This is a genomic window from Variovorax sp. GW821-FHT09B05, assembly GCF_059418265.1.
Genome location: NZ_JBWKPN010000005.1, coordinates 208,905 through 223,451, shown reverse-complemented (window position 1 = coordinate 223,451; position 14,547 = coordinate 208,905). Strand labels below are relative to the sequence as shown.

14 protein-coding genes are annotated in these 14,547 nt (G+C 70.3%); 9 read left to right on the top strand and 5 right to left on the bottom strand.

All coding sequences use genetic code 11. The features are described 5' to 3' along the window. Genes AC07RM_RS15285 through fabG form a run of 4 tightly spaced genes read left to right on the top strand, consistent with a single transcriptional unit; the run spans position 1 to position 2,784 of the window. On the top strand, positions 1–822 hold the full coding sequence (locus AC07RM_RS15285; protein ID WP_495335084.1) for a polysaccharide deacetylase family protein: 822 nt from the start codon (positions 1–3) through the stop codon (positions 820–822). Beyond that, a complete protein-coding gene (locus AC07RM_RS15280) occupies positions 819–1,583 on the top strand; it encodes a class I SAM-dependent methyltransferase (RefSeq protein ID WP_495335083.1) in 765 nt (254 codons plus the stop codon). Before AC07RM_RS15285 ends, AC07RM_RS15280 begins: the two co-directional genes overlap by 4 nt. Beyond that, complete coding sequence (locus AC07RM_RS15275; protein ID WP_208513679.1) at positions 1,580–2,056, top strand: hotdog family protein; 477 nt, start codon at positions 1,580–1,582, stop codon at positions 2,054–2,056. Before AC07RM_RS15280 ends, AC07RM_RS15275 begins: the two co-directional genes overlap by 4 nt. Continuing rightward, complete coding sequence (gene fabG / locus AC07RM_RS15270) at positions 2,053–2,784, top strand: 3-oxoacyl-ACP reductase FabG (RefSeq protein WP_296782834.1); 732 nt, start codon at positions 2,053–2,055, stop codon at positions 2,782–2,784. The genes AC07RM_RS15275 and fabG overlap by 4 nt, the downstream gene beginning before the upstream one ends. A 3-nt stretch (positions 2,785–2,787) precedes the next feature. On the opposite strand, the gene AC07RM_RS15265 is transcribed toward fabG, so the two are convergent. From AC07RM_RS15265 to AC07RM_RS15245, 5 genes are all read right to left on the bottom strand, one after another. After that, the gene (locus AC07RM_RS15265; protein WP_093342156.1) at positions 2,788–3,480 is read right to left on the bottom strand and encodes a P-loop NTPase family protein; all 693 of its coding nucleotides are present in this window, start codon (positions 3,478–3,480) and stop codon (positions 2,788–2,790) included. A 49-nt stretch (positions 3,481–3,529) separates the two neighbouring features. Next, positions 3,530–3,760, bottom strand: a complete 231-nt coding sequence (locus AC07RM_RS15260; RefSeq protein ID WP_296794503.1) for a hypothetical protein — start codon at positions 3,758–3,760, stop codon at positions 3,530–3,532. 120 nt (positions 3,761–3,880) lie between these two features. Next, positions 3,881–5,176 (bottom strand): type II toxin-antitoxin system HipA family toxin, encoded by a 1,296-nt coding sequence (locus tag AC07RM_RS15255; RefSeq protein WP_495335082.1) that lies wholly within the window; start codon positions 5,174–5,176, stop codon positions 3,881–3,883. Beyond that, positions 5,173–5,529 (bottom strand): helix-turn-helix domain-containing protein, encoded by a 357-nt coding sequence (locus AC07RM_RS15250; protein ID WP_093342151.1) that lies wholly within the window; start codon positions 5,527–5,529, stop codon positions 5,173–5,175. The genes AC07RM_RS15255 and AC07RM_RS15250 overlap by 4 nt, the downstream gene beginning before the upstream one ends. A gap of 91 nt (positions 5,530–5,620) precedes the next feature. Continuing rightward, positions 5,621–6,379 carry a hypothetical protein gene (locus tag AC07RM_RS15245; RefSeq protein WP_203201117.1) on the bottom strand — a complete coding sequence of 253 codons (759 nt, stop codon included), beginning with the start codon at positions 6,377–6,379 and terminating at the stop codon, positions 5,621–5,623. Positions 6,380–6,527: 148 nt separating this feature from the next. Between AC07RM_RS15245 and smc the strand changes: the two genes are divergently transcribed. The 5 genes from smc (at position 6,528) to def (ending at position 14,510) form a co-directional block, all read left to right on the top strand. After that, positions 6,528–10,043, top strand: coding sequence for a chromosome segregation protein SMC (smc, locus tag AC07RM_RS15240; RefSeq protein ID WP_495335081.1), 3,516 nt, complete (start codon positions 6,528–6,530; stop codon positions 10,041–10,043). A gap of 13 nt (positions 10,044–10,056) precedes the next feature. Further along, the gene (locus tag AC07RM_RS15235) at positions 10,057–11,154 is read left to right on the top strand and encodes a cell division protein ZipA C-terminal FtsZ-binding domain-containing protein (protein ID WP_093342147.1); all 1,098 of its coding nucleotides are present in this window, start codon (positions 10,057–10,059) and stop codon (positions 11,152–11,154) included. An 80-nt stretch (positions 11,155–11,234) separates the two neighbouring features. Continuing rightward, positions 11,235–13,328: an NAD-dependent DNA ligase LigA gene (ligA, locus tag AC07RM_RS15230; protein ID WP_495335080.1), complete on the top strand. Its 2,094-nt coding sequence runs from the start codon at positions 11,235–11,237 to the stop codon at positions 13,326–13,328. 111 nt (positions 13,329–13,439) lie between these two features. Then, on the top strand, positions 13,440–13,901 hold the full coding sequence (locus tag AC07RM_RS15225) for a hypothetical protein (RefSeq protein ID WP_256222437.1): 462 nt from the start codon (positions 13,440–13,442) through the stop codon (positions 13,899–13,901). Positions 13,902–13,970: 69 nt separating this feature from the next. After that, positions 13,971–14,510, top strand: coding sequence for a peptide deformylase (def, locus tag AC07RM_RS15220; protein ID WP_296782816.1), 540 nt, complete (start codon positions 13,971–13,973; stop codon positions 14,508–14,510). Positions 14,511–14,547 lie beyond the last annotated feature (37 nt).

The window sequence follows — 14,547 nt, the reverse complement described above, 5'->3', positions numbered from 1 at the left end:
ATGTCGACCGCACCCGCCGTTCCCGAATCCTGGCCCTGGCCGCCGGCCATTCGCGCCAGCGCGGCCTGGCACGCGGCCGCCGTCGGCGCGGGCCTGCTGGTGCCGGGCGCCTGGCCCTGGGCCCTCGGCGCGATCGTGCTCAACCATGCGTTGATCACCGCGGCCGGGCTCACGCCGCGCAGTCGGCTGCTGGGCCCCAATGTCACGCGGCTGCCGGCGGCGGCGATCGCGCGCCGCGAGGTGGCGATCACCATCGACGACGGCCCCGAACCCGCGGTGACGCCGCGCGTACTCGACCTGCTCGATGCCCATGGCCAGCGCGCCACCTTCTTCTGCATCGCCGAGCGCGTGCAGGCCCAGCCGGCGCTGGCGCGCGAGATCGTCGCGCGCGGCCACAGCATCCAGAACCACACGGCGCGGCATCGGCACAACTTTTCCTTCCTCGGCCCGCGTGGCTTCGCCAGCGAGATCGCACGGGCGCAGCAGATCCTGAGCGAGGTCACGGGCCAGCGCCCGAGCTGCTTTCGCGCGCCGGCCGGGCTGCGCAATCCCTTCCTGGAACCGGTGCTGCACCGGCTCGGCCTGTCGCTCGTGAGCTGGACCCGCCGCGGCTTCGACACCCGCGAGGGCGATGCGCAGCGCGTGCTGTCGCGCCTCACGCGGGGCCTGGCGGCCGGCGACATCCTGCTGCTGCACGACGGCAATGCCGCGCGCACCGCCCGTGGAGAACCCGTATTGCTGGAGGTACTGCCCTTGCTGCTCGAACGCCTGCGCGCCGATGGACTGCGCGCCGTGACCCTGCCCGAGGGGCTTCGGGAATGAGCGCCGTGCTCTCGACCGACGGCGCCTGGCGCGAGCTGCACGAGGCCGCCACCGATCCCTACAGGAAGGGCGGCAGCTTCGCCTGGCACTTCGCGCGCGGCAAGCTCGGGCGCGATCCGGTGTTCCGCGGCCTGCTCGAACGCGGGTTGATCGATGCGCAGCATCGCCGCGTGGTCGACATCGGCTGCGGCCAGGGCCTGTTCGCGAGCCTGCTGGCCTCGATGAGCCGCATGCAGCAGCAGGGGCGCTGGCCCGCGGGCTGGGGCGCCACGCCGAGCGCCGCCGAATACACCGGCATTGAGCTGATGCCCAAGGACGTGGCGCGCGCCGAGGCCTCGATCGGCCACCTCGAGCCCGCGCCGCGGCTGCTCTGCGCCGACATGTGCGCGGCTGACCTGCCCGATTGCGACCTGGTCGTGATCCTCGACGTGCTGCACTACGTGGACCATGCCGCGCAGGAAGGCGTGCTGCGCCGCGTGCGCGATGCATTGCAGCGCGGCGGCAGTCCCCGGGCGCGGCTGCTGCTGCGCGTGGGCGATGCTTCGAGCCGCCGCGGCTTCGCGATCAGCCAGTGGGTCGACCGCACCGTGACGCGCGTGCGCGGCCACAAGGTGTCGCCGACCTGGGGCCGTCCGCTGGCCGAATGGAAGGCGCTGCTCGAACGGCTGGGTTTCGGCGTGCAGAGCATTCCGATGAGCGAAGGCACGCCGTTCGCCAACGTGCTGCTGGTGGCCGATCTCGCACCGGAGGACGCGCGATGAGCTTCGTGCCGCAGACGCTCGAGCGCGACGGCATCGCGCAGCGCATACCGCACCGCGGCAGCATGTGCCTGCTCGAACGGCTCGAGGGCTGGGATGCCGAGACGATCCGCTGCAGCACCACGACCCACCGCCAGGCCGACAACCCGTTGCGCACGGCCAGCGGGCTGCTGGCGCCGAATGCCGTCGAATACGCCGCGCAGGCGATGGCGCTGCATGGCGGGCTGCTGGCGAGCGAAGGCGACAGGCCCTCGGCCGGCTTCCTCGCGAGCACGCGCAGCGTGCGCACGACGGTGGCGCGGCTCGACGAGGTCGAGGGGCGCCTGCAGGTCGAGGCGCGGCGGCTGTCGGGCGACGCCCAGCAGGTGATGTACGAGTTCTGGCTCAGGGACGGCGAAGGCCGTGCGCTGGCCGACGGCCGCGCGGTGGTGGTGCTGAACACGCCGCTGGCCCTGGACACCCCGAAGGAATCATGAGCCTCCAAGGAAAACGCGCCCTGATCACGGGCGCCAGCGGCGCGCTCGGCGCCGCCATGGCCGAACGCTTCGCGCGCGACGGCGCGACCGTGCTGCTGCATGCGAACTCGCGCCCCGAGGCGGTCGAGCAGCTGGCCGCGAAGATCGCAGCGGCCGGCGGCAAGGCCGAATGCCATGTCTTCGACCTGCGTAGCGACGAGGCCTGCGCGGCCGCCTGTGCGCGCATGCTCGAAGCGGGGCCGGTGCAGGTGATCGTCAACAACGCGGGCGTGCACGACGACGCGGTGCTGCCGGGCATGCGCGCCGAGCAGTGGCACAAGGTGATCGACATCTCGCTCAACGGCTTCTTCCGCGTGACCCAGCCGCTGTTGCTTCCGATGCTGCGCACCCGCTGGGGACGCGTGCTCAACATCTCGTCGGTGGCGGCGCTGGTGGGCAACAAGGGGCAGGTGAACTACGCGGCGGCCAAGGGCGCGCTCAACAGCGCGACCAAGGCGCTGTCGCTCGAGGTAGCCTCGCGCGGCGTGACGGTGAATGCGATCGCGCCCGGGATCATCGCCTCGCCGATGGCCGACGCGGCGTTCGACCCGGCGCTGATCCAGCAGATGGTGCCCGCCAAGCGCGCCGGCAAGCCCGAGGAAGTGGCGGCGCTGGCCGCCTTCCTTGCGAGCGACGAGGCGGCCTACATCACCGGGCAGGTGATCTCGGTCAACGGCGGGATGATCTAGCGCTCAAAGCGGCAGCGTGTCGAAGGCCGCGTAGGCGGTCGCCAGCCACGACTTCACGCGCTGGCGTTCGAGCAGGCCCAGCGCATGCGGGCCTTCGCGGTCGTTCACGGCTTTCCAGAAGCTGGTGCTCTGCGCATCGATCTTGCGCATGCTGGCCTCGTGCAGGCGCGGCAGCGCGATCACGCGCGCGCCGTTCGCGGTGGCCTTGGACATCGATTGCGAACCGAGCAGGGTGCCGAAGTCGCTGCCGCGGCCGTAGTTCTGCACCACGATGTAGTTGGGCCGCTTGCCGAAGGTGTCGACCAGCGTGCCGAGCAGGTCGGAGGAGTCCTTGCCGTCGTCGAGCACGTGCCAGAAATTGACGGTGACGCCGATCTCGGCGAAGACGTCGAACAGGTCGGATTCCTTGATCCAGCGCGCCAGTGGTGCCAGCGTCTGCGCCGCGAGGTCGACGATCACGCTCTGCTGCGGATGGGTCTCGAAGCCGTTGACCACGGTGTCGAGCCCTTCGAAGCTGTCGACCACCACGGGCGAGGCGAAGCCTTCGTAGAAGCGGGTGAACGAGCTGTGCGAGCGGTCGGTGTCGAAGCCCGTGAAGGAGCGGCTGTGGTCGATGAAGTACTGGGCCAGGACCCGTGCCGTGACCGACTTGCCGACCCCGCCTTTTTCGCCGCCGATGAAATTGATGGAGCTCATGGTGTCGCTGGTAGATGTGGAAGATTCAGGGAGCCGGCGACAGTTTGCCTCAGCTTCTGGTGGCGGACTCCCGGCGCGAGGACGAATCGCCTGAATGGCCGTTGTCGACGTGGTCGTCGGGCTGGCCGTGCGGGGAGGGCGCCGCGAGGCTGCCGTCGCCGCCGATGTAGCGACGCCTCGCGGCCGTGAAGGCGGCGCTGCCGGCACCGAGCAGGCCCAAGGCGGCGCAGGCCGCGCCCGCGTCGATCAACAACTCCAGAACCACGATACCGACTCGCATGCGCCAATTCCCGTCATGTTGCGTTGAACTATGTCACCTGGGCGGAAGCATCATCGCGGAAAGTTGTGCGCGTGTGTATCTCGTGCCTCGCGGCGATGCCGGCTCCGCCAGACTCGGGGCCTATTGGCCGCGCCGGGCCATTCCCTGCAGCAAGGGGTGGGATTGCAGGCGCTGCTGCAGCCGTGCCTTCCAGGGCGCGGGCAGGGGGGAGTCGTCGATCATCGCGGGCCACTGCTCGCGCGCGCGACGCGCGGTGTCGCTCACCACGCGCCGCACCTGCGGCTCGTGCAGGCCGGCCGAAAAGCAGAAGGCGCGCACGTTGGCGGGGCTGAACAGGCCGCTGCGCCGTGGCACGGCATGGCCCGCGGCGGGGAGCAGCGGCAGCGCATGGCCCTCGACGCCCTGCAGCGCCGCATAGGCCACGATGTCGTAGGCCGGCGCGAAGCGCGGCGAGGCACCGTCGGGATAGAGCACGCCGAAGTTCTTCAGGTGCGCATCGGGATTGCCGAGCAGTTCGTTGACCGCGAGCCGGCGCACCAGCTCGAGCACCGCCTCCTCGCCGAGCGAGGGAAAGGCCCGCATCGCGAGCGCCATGTCGAGGTAGCTGCCGCCGTACTTGTGCAGCGGGTCGAAGCCCAGCACCTGCGCGAAGTCCTCGAAATGGATGCGGCGCGCGCCTTCGCGGTCGAAGCGCGTGACCGCGAGGAATTCGGGTTCGTCGGGCAGGGCGTAGCTGTGCTCGGCCGAGATCGCCGCAAGCGGCGCAAGTTCGGCATGGCAGACCTCGACACCCGCGGCGGCGGCCATCTGCAGCGAGAGCATCTCCAGCTGCGGCATGTGCGGCCGCCCGGCCACGGGCAGCTTGGCGATCACGCGCGTGCTGGCGCCGGCGCGGGTGCGCGCCACGTAGCGCCCGCCCTGGCGGCGAAGTCCCAGCTTGGGTTGCACGCCCGACACCGAGATGCCCTGCGGCATCGGCAGCTCGACCACCGACATCTCGAGCGCGTCCTGGTCTTGCGTGATGAGCCGCTGCAAGGTGGCGCGGTCCACCGACACCGGGCGCGCGCTCACCGCACCCGGCAGGTCGCCGCCGCAGGCCGCGAGCAGCTCGAAATGGTCGTTCTCGCGGCAGCCGCGTAACTGCGCGATGTGGCTGCGCAGCACGCCTTCGGGCAGCAGGTTCTGGAAGAAGCGCGGCAACTGGCCGCCCTGGGCGTTGAACAGCGGATTCTTGATGTCGCTCCAGAGGGCCGCCTGCGAGGCGGCATCGTTCGCCACCATCGAGAGCGACAGCACCTCGGCCGGCGGCGCCGCGACGATCTCGGGCTCGGCCACGAAGCGACACAGGTCGGCGTACTGGAACAGCTTGCCGAAGCGGCGCGTGCCGAGCGCGATCTCGAGGATCTTGACGTTCATGGCGAGCGCTTGCGCGAGCCGCGGCGGGCCGGAGTTTCGCGCAGGTAGGGCGGCGGCTCGGGCGGCAGCGCCAAGGCGGCCACGGCGGTACCCACGCGCGTGGGTACGGGGCGATAGCCGGCATCGGTGTCGAGCGCGGCGCTGGCGCCGAAGCCCTTGGGCACCAGTTGCAGCTCGAGCCCCAGCGCATCGACCAGTGCGAGCAGCGAGGACATCTGCGGATTGCCCTGCGGGCCGAGCGCGTTGCGCACCGAACGCTCGGTCAGGCCCGAGCGCTGAGCGATCTCGGCCCCGGAGAGGCCGGAGGCCTCGCGGCGGGCGATCAGCGCGGCGATCAGTTCCTGCTTGGTCATGGAAAGATATTACCGCAAATGGCCAATTCGGAAATATGTTTCCCAAGGCCTCCCTGGGCTGCGGCGACGGCGGCGTGCCGCCCGCCCGGATTCAGCGCGGCACCAGCGTGAAGAAGGGCATCACCACGCCCATCACCCAGTTCTGCCCGAAATCGAGCGCCGCGCGCCGGTATTTCTCGTCGGCCTGGGCCGCCAGCAGGTCGAGCCGCGCGACCACCTTCGACAGCTCGCGGTCGGCCACGAGGTTGCGGCCGCGCTCGCTGATCTCGGTCGCCAGCAGCAGCGGCTGGCCGTCGGGCCCGGTCTTGGAGGCGATCAGCCACAGCGAGATCTCGAAGTTGCGCGCGGCCCGGTAGCTGTTCTCGGCATTGATGCCGTCGATCATGCTCTGCTCCCAGGTGTCGCCGTTGGCCTGCTTGAGCATCGAGGCCCAGCCCACCACCAGCGCGGCCACGCGGTCGCCCTGGTAGCCCTGCGGCCCGGTGTCGAAGGCCAGGCGGATCGCCTCGATGCCGGTGGCGCCGCGCAGCTCGGGCAGGTCGGGTCCCTGCGTCACGGCGGCCCAGGCGCGCTGGCTGGCGGCGTCCATGTTGGCCGCCGACTTGCGCCACTCGCGCGGATTGCGCCGGTAGAGCGTGGTCTGCACGCGCCGTATCGACTCGAGGTTGTCGCGCAGCGAGAGGTTGGCGATGCGGTTGGCGCTCGACTGCAGCCATTCCTGGTTGGCGTAGGGTTCGGCGCGCTGGGTGTTCTGGAACGCGCCGCAGCCGCCGAGCCCGAGCAGGGCACCGGTGCCCGCGAGCAGCCAGGCGCGGCGGTCTTTCAGGGGAGAAACCGAGGATTCGCTCATGCCCTGACGTTATCATCCACGGCTGGGGCGGCGGCCTGCTTCAAGCGGCGGGCCCGTGCAATTTTCCTTACAAATCAATACCTTGGCGTTAATTGTTGACCTGGCCCTCTAGCCGGGGACACATTCACGCAGGACAGGCCGACAAGTCGTGCGTCTCAATTCCATCAAGCTCTCGGGCTTCAAGTCGTTCGCCGAACCCACCAACTTCCTGCTGCCGGGCCAACTGGTTGGGGTGGTCGGGCCCAACGGTTGCGGCAAGTCGAACATCATGGATGCGGTGCGCTGGGTGCTGGGCGAGTCGCGTGCCTCGGAGCTGCGCGGCGAGTCGATGCAGGACGTGATCTTCAACGGAACGACCACGCGCAAGCAGGCCAGCCGCTCGAGCGTGGAACTGGTGTTCGACAACGCCGACCACCGCGCCGGCGGCCAGTGGAACCAGTTCGGCGAGATCGCGGTGCGGCGCGTGCTCACGCGCGACGGCACCAGCAGCTACTTCATCAACAACCAGCCGGTGCGTCGGCGCGACGTGCAGGACGTGTTCCTCGGCACCGGCCTCGGCCCGCGCGCCTACGCCATCATCGGCCAGGGCACGATCAGCCGGATCATCGAATCGAAGCCCGAGGAACTGCGCCTGTTCCTCGAGGAGGCCGCGGGCGTCTCGAAGTACAAGGAACGCCGCCGCGAGACCGAGAACCGCCTGGCCGACACGCGCGAGAACCTGACGCGCGTCGAGGACATCCTGCGCGAGCTCAACGCCAACCTCGAGAAGCTCGAGAAGCAGGCCGAGGTGGCCGCGCGCTACAACGCGCTGCAGGGCGACGCCACGAAGAAGCAGCACCAGCTGTGGTTCCTCAAGCGCGCCGAGAGCGAGAGCGACAAGGCGCGCATCAAGGCCGAATCCGAGAAGGCGATCAACGACCTCGAGTCGCGCACTGCCGACCTGCGCCACATCGAGAACGAACTCGAAACCGTGCGCCAGGCCCACTACGGCGCCGGCGACCTGGTCAATCAGGCCCAGGGCAAGCTCTACGAAGCCAGCGCCGAGGTCGGCCGGCTAGAGGGCGAGATCCGCTTCGTGGTCGAGGGCCGCCAGCGCGTGGAGCAGCGGCTGGTGCAGCTGCGCGAGCAGATCGCGCAATGGGACAACCGCCGCGTCGAGGCCGAGGCCGAGATCGAGACGCTGGCCGGCCAGGGCATCGACGCCGAGGAGCAGGCCGTGCTGCTGGCGGCCCAGCTCGAGGAGCACGACGCGCGCATGCCCGAGCTCGAGGAAGCGCAGCAGCGGGCGCAGGACCAGGCCAACGCGCAGCGCACGGCCGTGGTGCAGGTGCAGCAGCAGATCCAGGTGCTGGCCGCCGACCAGCGCAACATCGAGGAGCAGTCGCGCCAGCTCAACCAGCGCAGCGAGCGGCTGCGCGCCGACCAGAAGGGGCTGGCCGCGCCTGACGAGGCGAAGCTGGTGGCGATGCAGGAGCAGCTCGAGGCCGCGCAGGAATCGGCCAGCGAGGCCGATGCGCGGCTGCAGGACCTGCAGGAAGCGGTGCCGCGGCTCGACGACGACCGCCGCGCGCGCCAGCAGGCGGTGAACAGCGAGGGCGCGCGCCATGCCGAGCTGTCGGCGCGGCTCGAGGCGCTGCGCGCGTTGCAGGAGAAGGTCAAGACCGACGGCAAGCTCGCACCCTGGCTCGCCAAGCACGGGCTCGACGGCCTGCAGGGCCTGTGGAGCCGCATCCATATCGAACAGGGCTGGGAGAACGCGCTCGAGTCCGCGCTGCGCGAGCGCCTGGGCGCGCTCGAGGTCAGCCGCCTCGACATGGTCCGCGCCTTCGCCAACGACGCGCCGCCGGCCAAGCTGGCCTTCTACAACCCGCCGGTCGCCGGCGTGCCCGAAGGCGCCGCCAATCTGCCACGGCTGTCGAGCCTGCTGCGTCTCAACGACGCGGGCCAGCAGGCGCTGCTGGCCGACTGGCTGCATGGCTGCTACACCGCCGCGAGCTTCGAGGAGGCGCTGGCCCAGCGCGGCACGCTGCAGCCCGGCGAGACGATCTACGTGCAGAGCGGCCATGCCGTGAGTTCGCACGGCGTCAACTTCTACGCCCCCGATTCCGAGCAAGCCGGCCTGCTGGCGCGCCAGCAGGAAATGGAGAACCTCGACCGCCAGCTGCGCGCCCAGGCGCTGATCAGCGAAGACGCGCGTGCCGCGCTGGTGCGTGCCGAAGCCGCCTACGCCGACGCCGCGCAGCGGCTGGTGTCGGCACGCCGCGAAGCCGCCGACACGCAGTCGCGCGCGCACGAGCTGCAGGTCGAGACCCTGCGCCTCACGCAACTGGCCGAGCAGACCCGCGCGCGCAGCGAGCAGCTCGCGGCCGACCTCGGCGAGGTCGACGCCCAGCTCGAGGAGCTGCAGGAGCGCCGCATCGCCGCCGAGGGCCGCTTCGAGGAGCTCGACATGCAGCTGGCCGACAGCCAGGAGCGCCATGCCGAGCTCGACGAACGCGTGATCGAGGCCGGCCGCGCGCTGACTGCCGGCCGCGAGCAGCACCGCAGCCTGGAGCGCCAGGCGCAGGAAGCCACCTTCGCGCAGCGCACGCTCGACGCGCGCCGCGGCGAGCTCAACCGCTCGATCGAGACCGCGTCGCAGCAGACCGTGGCGCTGACCGACGAGGACGAGCGCGCCCGCGGCGAACTGAGCCGGCTGTCGGACGCCGCCGCCCAGGCCGGGTTGCAGGATGCGCTCGCGCTCAAGCTCGAACGCGAGACCGCACTGGGCGCCGCGCGCAGCCAGTACGACGACCTCACGCTCAAGCTGCGCGCCAGCGACGAGCGCCGGCTGCAGCTCGAGCGTGAACTCGATCCGCTGCGCCAGCGCATCACCGAATTCCAGCTCAAGGAGCAGGCCTCGCGCCTGGGCTTCGAGCAGTACGAACAGCTGCTGGCCGATGCCGGCGCCGACCTCGAGGCCATCGCGCTCTCGATCGAGACCGACAAGGTGCGGCTGACCGGCCTGCAGGGCGAGATCGACCGCCTGAACCGCGAGGTGGTGGCGCTCGGCGCGGTCAACCTCGCGGCGCTCGACGAGCTCGCGGTGGCGAGCGAGCGCAAGGTCTTCCTCGATGCCCAGTCGGCCGACCTCAACGAGGCGATCACCACGCTCGAGGACGCCATCCGCAAGATCGACGCCGAAACGCGCGACCTGCTCGGTGGCACCTTCAAGACCGTGAACGAGCACTTCAGCCGCATGTTCCCCGAGCTGTTCGGCGGCGGCAACGCCAAGCTGATGATGACCGGCGACGAGATCCTCGACTCCGGCGTGCAGGTGATGGCGCAGCCGCCCGGCAAGAAGAACCAGACCATCCACCTGCTGTCGGGTGGCGAGAAGGCGCTGACCGCGATCGCGCTGGTGTTCGCGATCTTCCAGCTCAATCCCGCGCCTTTCTGCCTGCTGGACGAAGTGGATGCGCCGCTGGACGACGCCAACACCGAGCGCTACGCCAAACTCGTGACCGCCATGAGCCGCGAAACCCAGTTCCTCTTCATCAGCCACAACAAGATCGCCATGGAAATGGCCGAGCAACTGATCGGCGTGACGATGCAGGAGCAGGGCGTGTCGCGCATCGTCGCGGTCGACATGGAAGCGGCGGCCTCGATGGTCGAGGCAGCTTGAGGCGCGCGCACCCATGAGCAATCTCACGCTTGCCCTGGCCATCCTCGGTGGCCTCGTCCTCGCGGCCGTGATCGGCTACGACGCCCTGCGCTCGCGCCGCAACGCACCGCGCCAGCCCGATGCGGCCGACGGCGAACCGGCCGATGCGCAGCGCGCACCGTCCGAAGACGGCTACGAGCCGGTGATGCACATCGATCCGCGCCAGGTGCCGACGCACGACCGGCACGAACCGCTGTTCGATCCCGACCTGCCGGCGCCCGGCACGCTGCCGGTGCCCACGGGCGAACGGCGCGGCGGGCTCGATCCGCTGATCGACGTGATCGCGCCGATCTCGCTCGACGGCCTGGCCTCGGGCGATGCCGCGATCGCCGCCATGCCGCCGACGCGCCGCGCGGGCAGCAAGCCGGTCGCCATCGAGGGCCTGAACGAGCACTCGCGGCAATGGGAGCCGCCCGTGCCGGGACAGCGCTACGGCGCGTTCCAGGTCGGCGTGCAACTGGCCAACCGCACCGGCGCGCTCAACGAGATCGAGTATTCCGAGTTCGTGGTGAAGGCCCAGGCCTTCGCCGACACGGTGAACGGTGCGCCCGAATTTCCCGAGATGCTCGACGAGGTGGCGCGCGCCCGCGAACTCGACCAGTTCGCCAGTGCGCACGATGCGCAGCTGGGCTTCGTGCTGCGCGCGCTGCATGCGGCCTGGAGCCCAGGCTACGTGCAGCAGAACGCGGCGCGGCTGGGCTTCGTGGCCGGCATCATCCCGGGCCGCATGGTGCTGCCGACCAGCGAACTGGGCCTGCCGCCGATCCTCGGCCTGGCCTTCGACACCCAGGCCGCGCTGGCCGACGACCCGGCGCAGTCGGCGATCCGCGAACTGAGCCTGAGCCTCGACGTGCCCCAGGTCGATCGCGGCGAGCAGCCGTTCACCCGCATGCGCGAGATCGCCGCCACGCTGGCGCGCGAAATGGACGGCGTGGTGACCGACAGCGACGGCCAGCTGCTGCGCGACGAGACCATGGACGCCATCGGCGCCGACCTCGAGCAGCTCTACGACACGCTCGACGCGCGCGACCTCGCGGCGGGCTCGCCGCTGGCGCGCCGGCTCTTCAGCTAAGCCGTTCCCGCCATGCACAAGGCCGCCCAGCCCGCCACGAAGCGGTCCGGCGGCCGCATCGTTTTTTCGGAAGACACCCCATGACCACGCGCGACGAAGCGGCCCGCGAAGCCGCCGACCTGAGCGAGAAGCTCCACCACAACGCCTACCTCTACTACGTGCTCGATGCGCCCGCGCTGCCCGATGCCGAGTACGACCGGATGTTCCAGCGGCTGCAGGCGATCGAGGCCGAGTTTCCCGAGCTGCGCACGCCCGACTCGCCGACGCAGCGCGTGGGCGGCAAGGTGCTCGACGGCTTCGTCAAGGTGCGCCACAAGGTGCCGATGCTGTCGATCCGAACCGAGACCGACATCACGCCCGGTGGTGCCAGCAGCTTCGACGCGCGCGTGCGGCGCGAGCTCGGCCTGGCCGAGGACGGTCCGCAGATCGCCTACGTCTGCGAGCTCAAGTTCGACGGGCTCGCGATGAACCTGCGCTACGAGCACGGCGTGCTGGTGCAGGCCGCCACGCGCGGCGACGGCGAGGTCGGCGAGGAGGTTACGCAGAACATCCGCACCGTACGCGAGATCCCGCTGCGCCTGAAGGGCAACGCACCGCCGGTGGTCGAGGTGCGCGGCGAGGTCTACATGAAGCGCGCCGACTTCGAGGGGCTCAACGAGCGCCAGCGGCAGAAGATCGCGGCCGGCCAGAAGAACGAGAAGGTGTTCGTGAACCCGCGCAACGCGGCCGCGGGCGCGGTGCGGCAGCTCGACCCTGCGATCGCCGCCGAGCGACCGCTGAGCTTCTTCGCCTACGGCCTCGGCGAGGTCACGCCGCCGGCCGAGGGCGGGCCCGACTGCCCGACCCAGTTCGACTGGCTCCAGCAGTTCCATGCCTGGGGCTTCCCGGTGGCGATACAGACCGCGCGCGCGACCGGCGCGATCGAGCTGATCGCGTTCCACGAGAACATCGGGCGCCAGCGCGACAGCCTGCCCTACGACATCGACGGCGTGGTCTACAAGGTCGACAGCGTCGAGCTGCAGCGCCAGCTCGGCTTCGTCTCGCGCGAGCCGCGCTGGGCGGTGGCGCACAAGTACCCGGCGCAGGAACAGATCACCGAGGTGCTCGGCATCGAGGTGCAGGTCGGGCGCACCGGCAAGCTGACGCCGGTGGCCAAGCTGGCGCCGGTGTTCGTCGGCGGCGTGACCGTGACCAACGCCACCCTGCACAACGAGGACGAGGCGCGCCGCAAGGACGTGCGCGTGGGCGACCGCGTGATCGTGCGCCGCGCGGGCGACGTGATTCCCGAGGTGGTGGGCGTCACGCCCGAGAGCCTGGCTCGGGCCGAGGGCGAACGCGGCGCCATCTTCACCATGCCGCGCAAGTGCCCGGTCTGCGGCTCGGATGCCGTGCGCGAGGAGGGCGAAGCCGACTACCGCTGCACCGGCGGGTTGTTCTGCGGTGCCCAGCGCAAGGAGGCGATCCTGCATTTCGCGGCGCGCCGCGCGGTCTACGTCGACGGGCTCGGCGACAAGCTGGTCGAGCAGATGGTCGATGCCAACCTGATCCGCACCTTGCCCGATCTCTACAAGCTGGGCTTCACCACGCTGGCGGGGCTGGAGCGCATGGCCGACAAGTCGGCGCAGAACCTGGTCGACGCGCTCGAGGCCTCGAAGAAGACCACGCTGCCGCGCTTCCTGTTCGGCCTGGGCATCCGCCATGTGGGCGAGAGCACCGCGAAGGACCTGGCCAAGCACTTCGGCAAGCTCGACGCGATCATGGATGCGAGCGAGGAGCTGCTGCTCGAGGTCAACGACGTCGGCCCGGTGGTGGCGCAGAGCCTGCGCACCTTCTTCGATCAGCCGCACAACCGCGAGGTGGTCGAGCAACTGCGCGCCTGCGGCCTGAGCTGGGAGGAGGGCGAGCCCGCGGCGCGCGTGCCCAAGCCGCTGGCGGGACTGACTTTCGTCATCACCGGTACCCTTCCTACGCTGAGCCGCGACGATGCGAAGGACAAACTGGAATCGGCCGGTGCCAAGGTGGCCGGCTCGGTCAGCAAGAAGACCCACTACCTGGTGGCCGGCGAGGAAGCCGGCAGCAAGCTCGACAAGGCGCGCGAGATCGGCGTCGAGGTGATCGACGAGGCGCGTATGCTGGACATACTCGCCAACGGCGCGCCTCCGGCTGCGGAGTGAGGGGACGGCCTCTCCCCTTACCGGCCGTTACGCGACTTCACACCAGCGCAGTCAACAGGGCCTACAAGCTGGTACGTTGAATGAACGCAGAAGGCTGACAAGGAGACCCTCATGCAGAAAACTCGTGTTCTCGGTTTATGCCTCGCGGCCGGCGGCCTCGCGCTGCTCACGGGCTGCGTCGCGGTGCCCGGCGACCCGTACTACAACGGGGGCTACAGCGGGGGGTATTCGGATCCCTACTATTCCGATCCCGTCGTGGTGCAGCCCGCGCCCGTGTACATCAACGGCGGCGGCACCTACTACGACCGCCGTCCCTATTACCGCGATCGGCCGTATTACGGACGTCCCGCCTATCCGTACCCGTCCCGTCCGGGCTGGAACGGCAATGGCGGCGGACGTCCCGGCTGGGGCGGGCGCCCGCCCGCGGTCGTGCCGCCGGTGGCGCTGCCGCGCCCGCAGCCGCAGCGCACCGTGCCGGTCACGCCCGGCACCGGCCGCGGCGTTCCGGGTGCCTTGCCGGGCATGCCCGGCTATGTGCCGCAGAACATCGCGCCGTCTCTCCCGGGCCATTAAGCCGACAGGGCAGGGTGGGCGCGACGCGCCCGCCTGCGCGGCCCGCGGGCCCTCGCGATAATCCGCGCCATGGCCATCCACGAAATCCTCAAGATGGGCGACCCGCGCCTGCTGCGCATCGCGCAGCCGGTCACCGCCTTCGACACCGACGAACTGCACCTGCTGGTGCGCGACATGTTCGAGACCATGCATGCGGTCAACGGGGCCGGCCTCGCGGCGCCGCAGATCGGCGTCGACCTGCAGCTGGTGATCTTCGGCACCGATGTCGTGAACCCACGCTACCCCGACGCTCCGCCGGTGCCGCGCACCGTGCTGCTGAACCCGGTCATCACGCCGATCGGTGAGGCCGAGGAAGAGGGCTGGGAAGGCTGCCTGTCAGTGCCCGGCCTGCGCGGCGTGGTGCCGCGCTTCTCGAACATCCACTACACGGGCTTCGATCCCTACGGCGATCCGATCGACCGCACGGCCAGCGGCTTCCATGCGCGCGTGGTGCAGCATGAGGTCGACCACCTGCTGGGCAAGCTCTATCCGATGCGGGTGCGCGACTTCTCGCGCTTCGGCTACACCGAGGTGCTGTTCCCGGGCCTCGACGCGGCCGACGACGATTGAGCGGCGGACCGGGCGCGCGGCCCGGTTGCGTGGCCCG

Excerpts from the sequence above, each read along its gene's own strand:
- AC07RM_RS15285 (WP_495335084.1), top strand. The coding sequence starts at position 1 with ATGTCGACCGCACCCGCCGTTCCCGAATCCTGGCCCTGGCCGCCGGCC.
- AC07RM_RS15280 (WP_495335083.1), top strand. The coding sequence starts at position 819 with ATGAGCGCCGTGCTCTCGACCGACGGCGCCTGGCGCGAGCTGCACGAG.
- AC07RM_RS15275 (WP_208513679.1), top strand. The coding sequence starts at position 1,580 with ATGAGCTTCGTGCCGCAGACGCTCGAGCGCGACGGCATCGCGCAGCGC.
- fabG (WP_296782834.1), top strand. The coding sequence starts at position 2,053 with ATGAGCCTCCAAGGAAAACGCGCCCTGATCACGGGCGCCAGCGGCGCG.
- AC07RM_RS15265 (WP_093342156.1), bottom strand. The coding sequence starts at position 3,480 with ATGAGCTCCATCAATTTCATCGGCGGCGAAAAAGGCGGGGTCGGCAAG.
- AC07RM_RS15260 (WP_296794503.1), bottom strand. The coding sequence starts at position 3,760 with ATGCGAGTCGGTATCGTGGTTCTGGAGTTGTTGATCGACGCGGGCGCG.
- AC07RM_RS15255 (WP_495335082.1), bottom strand. The coding sequence starts at position 5,176 with ATGAACGTCAAGATCCTCGAGATCGCGCTCGGCACGCGCCGCTTCGGC.
- AC07RM_RS15250 (WP_093342151.1), bottom strand. The coding sequence starts at position 5,529 with ATGACCAAGCAGGAACTGATCGCCGCGCTGATCGCCCGCCGCGAGGCC.
- AC07RM_RS15245 (WP_203201117.1), bottom strand. The coding sequence starts at position 6,379 with ATGAGCGAATCCTCGGTTTCTCCCCTGAAAGACCGCCGCGCCTGGCTG.
- AC07RM_RS15235 (WP_093342147.1), top strand. The coding sequence starts at position 10,057 with ATGAGCAATCTCACGCTTGCCCTGGCCATCCTCGGTGGCCTCGTCCTC.
- ligA (WP_495335080.1), top strand. The coding sequence starts at position 11,235 with ATGACCACGCGCGACGAAGCGGCCCGCGAAGCCGCCGACCTGAGCGAG.
- AC07RM_RS15225 (WP_256222437.1), top strand. The coding sequence starts at position 13,440 with ATGCAGAAAACTCGTGTTCTCGGTTTATGCCTCGCGGCCGGCGGCCTC.
- def (WP_296782816.1), top strand. The coding sequence starts at position 13,971 with ATGGCCATCCACGAAATCCTCAAGATGGGCGACCCGCGCCTGCTGCGC.